This window comes from Allobosea sp. FW305-C-101, from assembly GCF_058783685.1.
Map to the genome: position 1 here is coordinate 98,813 of NZ_JBYSYT010000003.1, position 13,443 is coordinate 112,255.

The window sequence follows — 13,443 nt, forward strand, 5'->3', positions numbered from 1 at the left end:
GCGATATCGCCTCCGGCGTTTACAGCCGAGCCTTTCGCCCCTATCTCAACCCTCACGTTTTGCTCACAAGGACGTCCAGACGGAATCATGCGCCCCGAAATCCAGACGCAGCTCGATAACGCCAAGCAGTCGATTGGACTGCTGAGGAGGCATCTTTGACTGGGATCAAGCCCAGCGCCGCCTAGCGGAACTCAACGCCCTCTCCGAGGGACCCGATTTCTGGAACGATGCCGAAGCCGCGCAGAAGCTGATGCGCGAGCGCACCTCGCTGGAGACCCAGATCGAGGGCATCGGCAAGCTCGAGCGCGAGCTCGACGACGCGCTGACGCTGATCGAGCTCGGCGAGATGGAGGGCGATGACGCCACCGTCACCGAGGGCGAGCAGGCGATCAAGGCCGTGCAGGACGAGGCAGCGCGCCTCCAGGTCGAGACCTTGCTCTCCGGCGAGGCCGACATGCTCGACACCTATGTCGAGATCCATCCCGGCGCGGGCGGCACCGAAAGCCAGGACTGGGCCGAGATGCTGCTGCGCATGTACCGGCGCTGGGGCGAGCGGCGGAAGTTCAAGGTCGAGACGCTCGAATACCAGGACGGCGATACCGCCGGCATCAAGTCGGCGACGCTGCAGTTCAAGGGCCATAATGCCTATGGCTGGCTGAAGACCGAATCGGGCGTGCACCGTCTGGTGCGCATTTCGCCCTTCGATTCGAATGCCAGGCGGCAGACCTCCTTCGCCTCGATCTGGGTCTATCCCGTCGTCGACGATCGTATCGTCATCGACATCAACGAGTCGGACTGCCGCATCGACACCTATCGCGCGCAGGGAGCAGGCGGACAGCACATCAACACGACGGATTCGGCGGTGCGCATCACGCATATCCCGACCGGCATCGCGGTGTCCTGCCAGCAGGAGCGTTCCCAGCACAAGAACCGGGCCAAGGCCTGGGACATGCTGCGCGCCCGCCTCTATGAGGTCGAGCTGAAGAAGCGCGAAGAGAAGGCCAATGCCGAGCAGGCCTCCAAGACCGATATCGGCTGGGGCCACCAGATTCGCTCCTATGTGCTGCAGCCCTACCAGCTGGTGAAGGACCTGCGCACGGGCGTCAGCTCGACGGCACCGTCCGAGGTGCTTGACGGCGATCTCGACGCCTTCATGGAGGCGTCGCTGGCACAGCGCGTCTACGGCACCGAGGTCGAGGTCGACGACATCGACTGATTTCGGGCTCCAAGTCGGATCGTCAACAAAAAGGCCGCGCTCGAAGCGCGGCCTTTTTGTTTCGGGGAGTTCTCTCAGAGTGCGTTGGCGAGGAGCTTGCCGCCGGCGCGCAGGAAACGGGTCGGGTCGACCGGCTCGTCGTTGATGCGGGTCTCGTAGTGCAGATGTGGGCCGGTCGAGCGGCCTGTCGAGCCGACGCGGCCCACCACGGTGCCGGTCTTGACCATCTGCCCGGCCGTGACCGAGATCGCCGACATATGCGCGTAGCGGGTCGTCAGCCCATTGGCATGCTCGACCTCGACCATGTTGCCGTAGCCGCCATTGTACTCGGCGATGACGACCTTGCCCGGCGCGGTCGCCAGGATCGAGGAACCGGTCTCGGCCCTGAAATCGACGCCGGTATGCATGGCGAGGCCGCGCGTGAACGGATCGGTGCGATAGCCATAGTTCGAGGTGAAGTCGTGGTCGCCGGCCATCGGCCGGGCGAGGGGCAATTGCTCGATCACACCACGCAGGCGCATCACCGAGGCGACGCGCGGCTGAAGCGCGTTCAACGTCGCCTCGAATGGTCCGGCCGACGAGTCGAGCTTCACAGGCACGAAAGGCCCGCCCATGCCGCCGGTGGGGGCGGCCGGCGCGGAAAGCTTCTCGGCATCGAGCCCGGTTTCGGAGAGCGCGCTGCGGAGGCGCTTCTGCGTTGCCGCGAGAGTCTCGTCCATATCCTTGAGGGCCGCGAGCTGGGCATCGGAACTGCGCGTCATGGCGCCGTCCAGCCTGATCAGCGCGGCATCGACCCGCTTGGCTGGAGGTTCGGCCGGCGCCTCGCCCGACTGCCAGCCGCCGCCATCGGCGCCGCGCAGTGGCGGCGTATCGGGTGCGGGTGTCGGCTTGCCCGGCAGGATCGGCGCAAAGCTGGTCACGCCGGAGGCGCGGATCGGTTCGCCGGGCTTGATCACCTGCGAGCGCAAAGGCAGCTTCGTGGCCGGGATCAGGCCGCTGGACTGCAACGTATCGGTGAGGGCGGCGACCAGAGACTGGCGCGATTCGAGCTCTGCCTGGCGGCTGGCGAGCTCGTCGACGCGGGATTCGACGCCGTCCTGGTCGAGCAAGGCGCGGCTGGCATAGCGGTCGATATCGGCCCGCAGCGCCGAGATCCGGTCCTCATAGGCATATTGGCGGGACGTCTCGCGGGCGATCATCCGCGCGGCGAGGTCGTCGCTGCTGAGGATGTACCAGCCGGCGCCGCCGCTGCAGGCCGTACTCAGGGCCAGCCAGGCGAGCCCTGCGAGAATGGTGGAGCGGCGCACCGTATAGGTCTTGTGGGAGACCAGGCCGACGGTCGAGAGGGCGGGGGCTGTCTGGGACTGATGATGCATACGCAGTACCGGTAATCACGCTGCCGATACCGTCATCAGACATTGTTAGGGTTAATCTTTCGCAAATCCCGCCCCGCGCGCGCAACGTCCGCGCAATGCTTGAAAGCGTCAGAGCGCCTGCGCCGCCGCCAGAACCTCCTCGGCATGGCCGGCAACCTTCACCTTGCGCCAGATCCTCGCAAGGCGCCCGTTGGCATCGATCAGGAAGGTCGAGCGCTCGACGCCCATATAGGAGCGGCCATACATGCTCTTCTCGACCCAGATGCCATAGGCGTTCGCCAGCGCCTGCGTCTCATCGGCCAGCAAGGGGAAGTCGAGCTCGTACTTCTTCTTGAAATTGCCGTGCTTCTTGGCCGAATCCGGCGAAACGCCGATGATTTCGGTACCGCAGGCCGCGAATTCCTGGCGCAGTCGGTTGAAAGCGATCGCCTCCTCGGTGCAGGCCGGGGTGTTGTCCTTCGGGTAGGCATAGAGCACGATCTTGCGGCCGCGCAGCGCCGAGAGGCTGACCTCGCTGCCGCCATCGCGGGGCAATGTGAACCCGGGTGCCGGGTCGCCTTCCTGCAAAGCCATGGCCGCTGCCTTCCTTTCGTCGCCTTCTCGCTGCATGGAGCCCGCGACCGGCGTGGCGAGCCGGCTCACGGCAGGGCCGGCGAATCGTCGGACGTTTCCGTTTCCGGATTGCCGAATCGCTTCGCCTGACCGCATCGACATGCATGCTGCCTTCCGGGATTGCGGCAAGGGGCGATCGGCCGCACCTTGATGCGAACCGATGCAGGCGCAGAAAAGGACCACGCGGATCTTGTCGGATCAGGAAGCAAAGGCTGCGGCAGCCGGGCACGCGAAGGCGTTGCCCGCGGACGAGGCCTGCGATGTCGAGATCGTGAAGCGGCGCGCCAAGGCGGGCCTCGTCACGATCTGCGTCGCGGTCACCGTTGCCGTGCTGGTGCTGGCCGGTGCGGCGGCGACGCTTCTGGTCACGGGCATCGTCCCGCTTTCCGGCCTGGAAGGCCGCATCACCGCCGCCATCGAGGAGCGGCTCGGGCCGGACTGGAAGGTCACCGCGGCCGCCGCCGAACTCGGCCGCATCGATGGGCATTCGCAGCTCAGGGTCCGGCAGGTCTCGTTCCAGCATGCCAGCGGCGCCGTGATCCGGGCGCCCGAGGCGGTCCTCGGCTACGCGCCGATGGCGCTGCTGCGTGGCGATATCAAGCTGGTTTCGGTCGATCTGCGCGGCGTGAACGTCCGCCTCGGCGTCACCAAGGACGGCGCGCTGATGGTCAATGCCGATTCGGCGCCGGCCGAGACGCCACCGCAGCCGACCCTGCCCGACGCGGCGCAATGGAACGCCTTCACCGGCATCATGGGCGCGATCTCGACGTTGGCGCGCGGCGACGGCTTTCTGGGCGCGCTCGAGGAAGCCGGCATGAACGGCGCGCGGCTCTCGCTGGTCGATCCCGACGGGCGCCAGAAGGCCGGGCTGGAGGATGTCGAGATCAAGCTGACGCGCATCGCCGAGCGCGGCACGCGGATGACGATGAAGGGGCGAACGGGACAGCGCTGGAAGGAACTGGCGGTCGATATGTCGACCGAGGCCGACGGCACCCAGCGCGCCGATATCGATATCCTGCGCTTCGAGCCTGCCGAGGCGGTCGCGCTCGCTTTCGGGACAGGTGGCGTCCTGGTCGAAGGCTTGCCGCTGCAGGGCCGCGCGACGTTGCGGCAATCCCCGGACGGCAAGAAGTCGATCACCGCACGGATCGGCGTCCGCTCCGGCACGCTGCGCTTTCCCGACGCCCCGATCTCGTCCTTCGCCGTGGATTCGGCCGAACTCGAACTGGCGAGCGGCGCTGACCTCTCCGAGCTCAACATCACCCGCGGCGAGATCAAGGCAGGCCCGACGCGTTTCACGGCGACGGGCTCGTTGCGCGAGGACAATGGTGGCTGGCGCATCGCGCTCGATGCCAGCGGCCAGCTGGCCGGGATCGATAACGATCCGCCGGTCCAGATCGACAGCTTGAAAGCCGCGCTGAAGCTCGACCCGGCCAACAATGCGGTCAACATCGATTCGGCCTCGCTGCGCGGGCCGCTGGCCTCCGTCGACCTGTCGGCAATGGTCCAGCGGGTCAACAGCTCGCCGCTCCAGCGCTTCGCGATCAAGTCGACGAACTCCGATGCGCGTGCGCTGCTCGCGATCTGGCCGAGCTTCACCTCGCCGGACGTACACGGCACGTTGCGACGGCAGCTTGCCGCGGGGCGCCTCAAATCGCTCTCCGTCGATCTCGATCTGGCGCCCGAGGACCATGCTCGCCTGGTCAAGGGCGAAGGCATGCCCGATGCCGCACTTTCCGTGATGATCGATGCCGACCGCGTCCGCTATCTCCCCGATCCCGGCCTCCCGCCGCTGGTCGATGCGACCGTGACGGGGCGTGTCGGCGGGCGCACCGTCCAGCTCGCCATCGGCAAGGCGACAGCGGAGCTCGGCGGCGGCCGCCAGCTCCAGCTGAGCGAAGGCAGCTTCGCCATGCCGGACTACCACACGCACCGCGCACAGGCCCGGATCGGCTTCCGTTCGCTCGGCTCGATGGATGCGCTGGCGGCGCTATTCGCGTTTCCGTCACTCAAGGATTTCAGCCCCGGCAGGATCGACCCGGCCGCGATCAAGGGCACGAGCGATCTCAAGGTCGGCATCACGCTGCCGCTCGCCGACGACCTGAAGCCGGACGAAGTCGTCGTGACCGGCGCGGGCAACCTGGCGAATGTGGCCTCCGACACGCTTCTCGGCACGGAAAAGCTCGAAGCCGGCATGTTCGCCGTCAATGTCGACCGCGCCGGCCTGCTGCTGCGCGGCGATGCGCGGGTCGGCGGCGACAAGGCGCAGGTCGAGCTCAAGCAGAGCGGCAAGGGGCAGGGCGAGGCGACCCTGCAGCTCGCGCTTGATGCGGCCGCAAGACAGCGTCGCGGCTTTGGCGCCGATAGCGGCATTTCCGGGACATTGCCGGTGAGGGTGGTCAAGCCTCTCGGCAAGGGCCCGGAGCAACCGCCTCGTGTCGAGATCGACCTTGCCAAGGTCGCGCTTGACGGCGTTCTTCCCGGCCTGAGCAAACCGGCTGGGCGGCCCGGCAAGATCAGCTTTGCCTATGTGGCCGATCCCGAAGGGCCAGATCTCGAGGATTTCTCGCTCGAGGCCGGCTCGGCCCTGATCAAGGGGCGTATCGAGCTGAACAAGCAGAACGGGCTGGACAGCGCGAGCTTCTCGCAATTCCGCCTCTCGCCCGGCGACAACCTCAAGATCGATGCCAGGCGGGACGGCAATATCGTCAAGCTGACGGTGCGCGGTGCGGTCGCGGACCTGCGCCCCTTCATCAAGGACCTGCAAAGCCCGGGTTCATCGGGCAAGGGCGACAAGTCCGGTGGGAAGGGTGGCGATTACGACGTCGATCTCGACGTGCCGATCCTGACCGGCTTCAACAACGAGGCGATCACCAACGGCACGCTGAAATTCGCCAAGCGTGGCGGCGAAATCCGCTCAGCCAATTTCCAGGGACGGATCGGCCGGGCCGATGTCTCCGCCCGGCAAGGCGGCCGGGGCGAGGGCGGGCAACTCGTCATCCAATCGGAGAACGGCGGCTCGCTGCTGCGCTTCCTCGATCTCTACAACCGGGCCCATGGCGGCGACCTGCTACTGACGCTCGGACCGGGCGAGAACCAGAGCGGCGACCTGTTGTTCCGCAACTTCATGGTCCGTGACGAGCCGGCGCTACGCCGCGTGGTCGGTTCGCAACCGGCGAGCGCCTTTACAGGCGACGGCGCGGCCGAGCAGCGTATCGACGTAACCGAGGTCGCCTTCACCAAGCTCAAGGCGGAGTTCACCCGCTCCGCCAGCCGGCTCGACGTCTCGGACATGGTGATCTGGGGCCAGCAGGTCGGCTTCACGCTGCAGGGCCATGTCGATTATGGCCGCGACCGCGTCGATATCGGCGGCACCTTCGTGCCGGGCTACGCCTTCAACAACGCCTTCGCGCAGGTGCCGGTGGTCGGTGCGCTGCTCGGCGGCGGCAGCCAGTATGGCGGGCTCTTCGCGGTGAATTTCCGGATTTCGGGTGCTGCCAGCGCGCCGACCATGTCGATCAACCCGCTTTCGGCGCTGGCGCCCGGCATACTGCGCCGCTTCGTCGATCCGCTCGGCGGCGCCCCGGCCCAGAAGCCGGTGCAGTCGCGGCCCGCGCAGCCGCGCTGAGACACCTGTTCCTGGGAGCACGCTGTCATCCCGTGCGCGGTGCAGCGCGCAGCGGTGCGCCGCAGACACGAGACCGTATGACGAGATCGCGCCTTTTCCTGAGAACGGTCCCGCATCTGCGCAGCGGCATTGCATGCCGCAGCGCGTGCGGGAAGACACGCGCCCTATAGAGCGGCAGCGCTGTCGCTGCCGCGCCCTTACTCCGGGCGCAGCAGGATGTGCTTCTTCTTGCCGAAGGAGAGCTTGATCACGCCTTCCGAGGTGAGGTCGCCGAGGCCGAGCGAGGCGCGCTCGTCCGTCACGACCACGTCGTTGACGCGCAGGCCACCGGCCTTGACCTGCCGACGCGCCTCGCCGGTCGAGGGCACCAGCCCCGCCTTGACGAAGGCGGTGAGCAGGCCGACGCCCGGCTCGATCTCGGCGCGCGCGATCGCGACGCTCGGCAGGTCGGCGGCAAGCCCGCCTTCCTCGAACGTCTTGCGCGCGGTCTCGGCAGCGGCCTCGGCCGCCTCGCGGCCATGCACGATCGCCGTGATCTCGGTTGCGAGGATCTTCTTCGCCTCGTTCAGCTCGGCGCCGCCGAGCGCGGCGAGCCGGGCGATCTCGCCCAGCGGCAGGCGCGTGAACACCTTGAGGAAGCGGCCGACATCGGCGTCCTCGGTGTTGCGGAAATACTGCCAGAAATCATAGGGGCTGAAGACGTCGGCGTTGAGCCAGACCGCACCATTGGCGGTCTTGCCCATCTTGGCGCCCGACGAGGTCGTCAGCAGTGGCGTCGTCAGGCAGTAGAGCTGCGGGCCGCCCATCCGGTGCGAGAGGTCGACGCCGTTGATGATGTTGCCCCACTGGTCGGAGCCGCCCATCTGCAGGCGGCAGCCATGGCGCCGGTTGAGCTCCGTGAAGTCGTAGCCCTGCATGATCATGTAGTTGAATTCGAGGAAGGACAGCGACTGCTCGCGGTCGAGCCTGAGCTTCACCGAATCGAAGGAGAGCATGCGGTTGACCGAGAAATGCCGGCCGACATCGCGCAGGAACTCGACATAGTTCAGCTTCAGCAGCCAATCGGCATTGTTGGCCATCATGGCGTCGGTCGGCCCGTCGCCATAGCGCAGGATGCGGCCGAAGACCCGTTTGATGCTCTCGATATTGGTCGCGATCTCCTCGACCGTGAGCAGCTTGCGCTGGTCGTCGCGGAACGAGGGATCGCCGACCATGGAGGTGCCGCCGCCCATCAGCGTGATCGGGCGGTGGCCGGTCTCCTGGAACCAGTAGAGCATCGTCAACGAGATCAGGTTGCCGATATGGATCGAGGTCGCCGTCGCGTCATAGCCGACATAGGCCGTCTGGGTTCCCTGCCGGCACAGAGCGTCGAGGCCCTCCGCATCGGAGACCTGATGGATGAGGCCGCGCTCGTCGAGGACGCGCAGGAAATCGGACTTGTAGGTGGTCATGGCGGCTTGCGATCTGCTGGATGTCGTTCCGCCGTCGTCTAGAGCATCGGGCCGAAAAGGGGAAATCGCTTTTGCGGCCAGGGCGCTCTCAACCTCCCGCGGAAAGGCGGTTGAGCCACAGATCGGGATTGTCGCGCGGGCGCGGCGGCTCCACGACATCGCGCGATAGGCCGAGATCGCAGAGCGCGCGATCGTCCAGCAGCGCGAGACGATGCTGCATGCGGAGGGTGACCGCATGGCGCTGACAGGCGGTGAACAGGCCGTGCAGAAGGGATGAGCTGCCGGACGTGTCCAGCCGCCCCGCATGGGAAGCGCAGGTCATGATGTGATCCTCTGGGGCGCAGGCGCTACCGCCTGCTTTGTGAGGATGAATCTGGGCCAGACGGCGCGCGAGCACAAAGCGGAAGATTGTCACCTGCCATAAATCTGACTTATGCTTCGGCATGCCCTCGCATCCGCCGCCACCCAAGCTTCCGCCCCTCGCAGCGGTCCGCGTCTTCGAGGCTGCGGCGCGCCACCAGAATTTTACCCGCGCCGCCGAGGAGCTCGGCATGACGCAGGCTGCCGTCAGCTATCAGATCCGTTTGCTGGAGGACCGTGTCGGGGCGCCGCTCTTCGTGCGCCAGCCGCGTCAGGTCGTGCTGACGCCGATCGGCCAGCGGCTCGCCGGGCCGGTCGGCAAGGCGCTAAACGATATCGGGACGGTGTTCCGCGACATCTGCGAGGAGAACCAGACGGCCCTGACGATCTCTTCGCTCCAGACGATGGCGATCACCTGGCTCTCGCCACGATTGGCGCAGTTCCAGATCGAGAACCCGCAATTCGCCGTGAGGGTCAGGACCTCGCAGCATCTCGTCGACTTCACCACCGAGGCCGTCGATCTCGCCGTGCGCTACGGACCGGGCTCATGGCCGGGCGTCACGGCGGAGAAGCTGTTCGATTGCCACTACGCGCCGCTCTGCTCGCCGGAGCTGCGCGAGCGACTGCAATTGCGCGAGCCGGCCGACCTGCTGCGGGCGCCGCTGCTGAGCGCGGATGAGGAAGCGTGGAAGGACTGGTTCGCCGATCTCGGCCTCGACATGCCCCGGCAGGGCGGGCGCTCGATGTCGCTGGAGATGCAGGCGATGAGTGTGCAGGCGGCGATGCGCGGGCATGGCGTGGCGATGGCCGTGCCCGAGCTCTTCGCCTATGACATCGCGGCCGGGCGGCTCGTCTTCGCCGTCGAGCACGCTGTGCCCGACGAATGGGCCTATTGGATCGTCTATCCGACGGAGCGCCAGCGCGAGCGCAAGATCAGGCTGTTCCGCGACTGGATCATGGCGGAGGCGCGGGCAGCGAAGATGACGCTGCCCGTCATGGCGTCGAGCCGAAGGCTCAGGCCTGTTCCTGCTCGGTCTTGAGGATTTCGGGGCCGACCTTGGCGTCGAGATAGGCGCCGACCTGGCTCATCAGCACATCGACCTTGCCGTCGAAGAAGTGGTTGGCGCCGTCCACGACCGTATGCTCGATCTGGATGCCCTTCTGGGTCTTCACCTTCTCGATCACCGCCATCACCTCCTTGACCGGGGCGACGCGATCCTCCGAGCCGTGGACGAACAGGCCCGAGGACGGGCAGGGCGCCAGGAACGAGAAGTCATAGCGGTTGGCCATCGCCGCGATCGAGAGGAAGCCCTCGATCTCCGGGCGGCGCATCAGGAGCTGCATGCCGATCCAGGCGCCGAAGGAGACGCCGGAAATCCAGCAGCTCTTGGCCTCGGGGTTGAGTGCCTGCATCCAGTCGAGCGCGGCGGCCGCGTCCGAGAGTTCGCCCGCGCCGTGGTCGAAATGGCCCTGGCTGCGGCCGACGCCGCGGAAATTGAAGCGCAACGCCGAGAAGCCGCGGTTCACGAACGTGTAGAACAGGTTGTAGACGATCTGGTTGTTCATCGTCCCGCCGAATTGCGGGTGCGGGTGCAGGATGATCGCGAGCGGCGCACCCCGCTTCTTGGCGGGCTGGTAGCGACCCTCGATCCGGCCTGCGGGCCCGTTGAAGATAACCTCTGGCATCGTCTCACCGCTTCTTGCGGCAGTGCCGGCGCGGGCGGGCAGAAAGCGGGCGCATGCCTGCTCGAAACCCGGCCACCCTTGACGGCGCCACCATGCGCGCCCTAGATGAAGAGCGCTTAGAATAGTTCTAACAGCCGTGAACAAGTCGAGAACAAAACGGTGGATCGCAAGAGCGAACCGCGTTTCGACCGTTCCGGCCGGTTCGGATGGGCGGCTATAGCACGGCGCACAGGTGCGATTTCAAGCATTTCGTATCAGTGACCGGCAATGACGAGGATGGAGCAGGCAGGATCGTGACGGCGGGACGCGCCTATCTCGACCATAATGCCACGACCCCGGTGCGGCCGGAGGTGGTGGAAGCGGTCGCGCATGCGCTGACGATGCCCGGCAATCCGTCCTCCGTCCATGGTGAGGGACGCGCCGCGCGGGCCGCCATGGAGCGGGCGCGCGAGCAGGTTGCCAGGCTCGTCGGCGCCAAGGCCTCGAACGTCGTCTTCACCAGCGGCGGCACCGAAGCGAATGTCGCGGTGCTCTCGCCCGGCCTGATGGATTGCGATGGCGGGCGCGACTGCGTGCGGACGCCCGCAACGCTTCTCCTGCATAGTGCGACCGAACATGCCTGCGTACGCGACGGGCATCGTTTCCCGGTTGGCGCAGTCGAGACGATCCCGGTCGATGCAAACGGCTTGGTCGACATCGTCTGGCTGGATGCACGGCTGACGCGTTTCGTCTCTGACAACCCAGGCGCTCGCGCGCTGGTGTCGATTCATCTCGCCAATAACGAGACTGGCGTGATCCAGCCTATCGCCGAGGCGGCCGACATCGTCCATAGCCATGGCGGCCTTATGCATAGCGACGCCGTGCAGGCGGCCGGCAAGATCGCCATCGACATCATGGCCCTCGGCGCTGATGTGCTGACGCTATCTGCCCACAAGATCGGCGGGCCGAAGGGCATCGGGGCCATTGTCTTCCGTACCGGAGCGCTCGAACTCGCCGACAAGCCGATGCGCGGCGGCGGGCAGGAGCGTGGCTGGCGCGCCGGAACCGAAAATCTGCCGGGAATCATCGGCTTCGGCGCGGCGGCTGAGATCGCCAGCAAGGTTCTGGCTGATGAAGCCGGGCGACTTTCCGATTTGCGTGACCGCCTGGAGGCGGGGCTTGCAGCGCTCTCGCCGGAGACGGCGATCTTCGCTCAGGCCGCACCGCGCCTGCCCAATACCAGCGCCTTCGCGACGCCGGGCCTCAAGGCCGAGACCGTGCTGATCAAGCTCGACCTCGCCGGTGCCGCGTTGTCGTCCGGTTCGGCCTGCTCGTCCGGCAAGGTCAAGCGCTCGCATGTGCTCGATGCGATGAAAATAGACCCCGCCATGAGTGGAGGGGCCTTGCGGGCCTCGCTCGGATGGACCACCTCCGGGGCGGATATCGATCTCTTTCTCGCGGCCTACGAAAAGCTCGTGGCCGCGCAAGCCGATCGGAGCGCCAAGGCTGCCGCCTGACGCGTTCCGCAACACGAAGACCAAACCGGCGGGCCTTGAACCCGCACTGGAGACTGAGAAATGGCAGCGGTCCAGGAGACCATCGATCAGGTCAAGTCGATCGACGTGACCGAGTACAAATACGGCTTCGTCACGGAGCTGGAGGTCGAGAAACCGGCCAAGGGCCTCACCGAGGACACGGTCCGCTATATCTCGGCGCGCAAGAATGAGCCGGAATGGATGCTGGAATGGCGCCTCGACGCCTTCCGCCGCTGGAAGACCATGACCGAGCCGACCTGGTCGCGTGTGAACTATCCGCCGATCGACTACCAGGACCTCTATTATTACGCGGCGCCGAAGAAGGGCGCCTCGCCGCAATCGCTCGACGATGTCGATCCGGCCATTCTCGAGACCTACAAGAAGCTCGGTATCCCGCTGCGTGAGCAGGAGATTCTGGCCGGCGTCGCGCCGGAGAACCGCGTCGCGGTCGATGCCGTGTTCGACTCGGTCTCGGTGGTCACGACCTTCAAGAAGGAGCTGGCACAGGCCGGCGTGATCTTCTGCTCGATCTCGGAAGCGATCCAGGAACACCCGGAGCTGGTGAAGAAATATCTCGCGACGGTCGTTCCGGTGACGGACAACTATTTCGCGACGCTGAACAGCGCGGTCTTCACCGACGGCTCCTTCGTCTACATCCCCAAGGGCGTGCGCTGCCCGATGGAACTGTCGACCTATTTCCGCATCAACGAGCAGAATACCGGCCAGTTCGAGCGCACGCTGATCATCGCCGACGAGGGCGCCTATGTCAGCTATCTCGAAGGCTGCACGGCGCCGAAGCGCGACGAGAACCAGCTCCACGCCGCGGTGGTCGAGCTGATCGCGCTCGACGATGCCGAGATCAAGTACTCGACCGTGCAGAACTGGTTCCCCGGCGACGCCGAGGGCAAGGGCGGCATCTACAACTTCGTGACCAAGCGTGGCGATTGCCGTGGCAAGAACTCGAAGATCTCGTGGACGCAGGTCGAGACCGGCTCGGCGATCACCTGGAAATACCCGTCCTGCATCCTGCGCGGCGACGGCTCGCGCGGCGAGTTCTACTCGATCGCGGTGTCGAACGGCATGCAGCAGGTCGATAGCGGCACCAAGATGCTGCATCTCGGCAAGAACACGACCTCGAAAATCATCGCCAAGGGTATCGCGGCCGGCAAGTCGGACTCGACCTATCGCGGCATCGTCTCGGCCCATCGCAAGGCGACCGGCGCGCGCAACTTCACCAATTGCGACTCGCTGCTGATCGGCGACCAGTGCGGCGCACACACCATCCCCTATATCGAGGCCAAGACCGCGACCGCGATCTTCGAGCATGAGGCGACCACGTCGAAGATCGGCGAGGACCAGATGTTCTACTGCCAGCAGCGCGGCCTCTCCGAAGAGGAGGCGGTGGCGCTGATCGTCAACGGCTTCGTCAAGGAGGTGCTGCAGCAGCTCCCGATGGAATTCGCCGTCGAGGCACAGAAGCTGATCACCATTTCCCTTGAAGGCTCCGTGGGCTGACGCCCGATCGTTTCCGAGGTGCCCGGGTCAAGCCCGGGCATGACGCCAAGACCAAGCGCGTCATGGTCGGGCTTGACCCGACCAT

10 protein-coding genes are annotated in these 13,443 nt (G+C 66.1%); 5 read left to right on the forward strand and 5 right to left on the reverse strand.

Features of this window, described 5'->3' with window-relative positions; translation table 11 throughout:
• Positions 1-87 precede the first annotated feature (87 nt).
• Positions 88-1,216, forward strand: a protein-coding gene (prfB, locus tag AC3WMA_RS15075) for a peptide chain release factor 2 (RefSeq protein ID WP_492286193.1) whose coding sequence is annotated in 2 segments (ribosomal slippage) — positions 88-156 and positions 158-1,216 — 1,128 coding nt in all. Because the reading frame shifts where the segments join, the coding sequence is not laid out codon by codon here.
• 74 nt (positions 1,217-1,290) lie between these two features.
• On the opposite strand, the gene AC3WMA_RS15080 is transcribed toward prfB, so the two are convergent.
• Both AC3WMA_RS15080 and AC3WMA_RS15085 read right to left on the reverse strand, forming a co-directional pair.
• Positions 1,291-2,592, reverse strand: a complete 1,302-nt coding sequence (locus AC3WMA_RS15080) for a M23 family metallopeptidase (protein ID WP_492286194.1) — start codon at positions 2,590-2,592, stop codon at positions 1,291-1,293.
• 108 nt (positions 2,593-2,700) lie between these two features.
• The gene (locus AC3WMA_RS15085) at positions 2,701-3,165 is read right to left on the reverse strand and encodes a peroxiredoxin (protein ID WP_492286195.1); all 465 of its coding nucleotides are present in this window, start codon (positions 3,163-3,165) and stop codon (positions 2,701-2,703) included.
• A 229-nt stretch (positions 3,166-3,394) separates the two neighbouring features.
• On the opposite strand from AC3WMA_RS15085, the gene AC3WMA_RS15090 reads away from it, so the two are divergent.
• Positions 3,395-6,832, forward strand: a complete 3,438-nt coding sequence (locus tag AC3WMA_RS15090) for a hypothetical protein (protein WP_492286196.1) — start codon at positions 3,395-3,397, stop codon at positions 6,830-6,832.
• A gap of 197 nt (positions 6,833-7,029) precedes the next feature.
• Here the strand turns inward: AC3WMA_RS15090 and tyrS are convergent, their stop codons facing one another.
• Positions 7,030-8,283 (reverse strand): tyrosine--tRNA ligase, encoded by a 1,254-nt coding sequence (gene tyrS / locus AC3WMA_RS15095; protein ID WP_492286197.1) that lies wholly within the window; start codon positions 8,281-8,283, stop codon positions 7,030-7,032.
• Positions 8,284-8,371: 88 nt separating this feature from the next.
• Positions 8,372-8,728: a hypothetical protein gene (locus AC3WMA_RS15100; protein ID WP_492286198.1), complete on the reverse strand. Its 357-nt coding sequence runs from the start codon at positions 8,726-8,728 to the stop codon at positions 8,372-8,374.
• Here AC3WMA_RS15100 and gcvA point away from each other — a divergent pair.
• Entirely contained in the window at positions 8,727-9,683 is a 957-nt protein-coding gene (gcvA, locus tag AC3WMA_RS15105; protein WP_492286199.1) for a transcriptional regulator GcvA, read from the forward strand. The two genes, AC3WMA_RS15100 and gcvA, sit on opposite strands and share 2 nt — an antisense overlap.
• Here gcvA and AC3WMA_RS15110 read toward each other — a convergent pair.
• On the reverse strand, positions 9,658-10,329 hold the full coding sequence (locus AC3WMA_RS15110; protein ID WP_047577045.1) for an alpha/beta hydrolase: 672 nt from the start codon (positions 10,327-10,329) through the stop codon (positions 9,658-9,660). The two genes, gcvA and AC3WMA_RS15110, sit on opposite strands and share 26 nt — an antisense overlap.
• A gap of 290 nt (positions 10,330-10,619) precedes the next feature.
• Between AC3WMA_RS15110 and AC3WMA_RS15115 the strand changes: the two genes are divergently transcribed.
• Positions 10,620-11,825, forward strand: a complete 1,206-nt coding sequence (locus AC3WMA_RS15115; protein ID WP_492286612.1) for a cysteine desulfurase family protein — start codon at positions 10,620-10,622, stop codon at positions 11,823-11,825.
• A 60-nt stretch (positions 11,826-11,885) separates the two neighbouring features.
• Positions 11,886-13,358, forward strand: coding sequence for a Fe-S cluster assembly protein SufB (sufB, locus tag AC3WMA_RS15120; RefSeq protein WP_492286200.1), 1,473 nt, complete (start codon positions 11,886-11,888; stop codon positions 13,356-13,358).
• Positions 13,359-13,443: the final 85 nt, after the last annotated feature.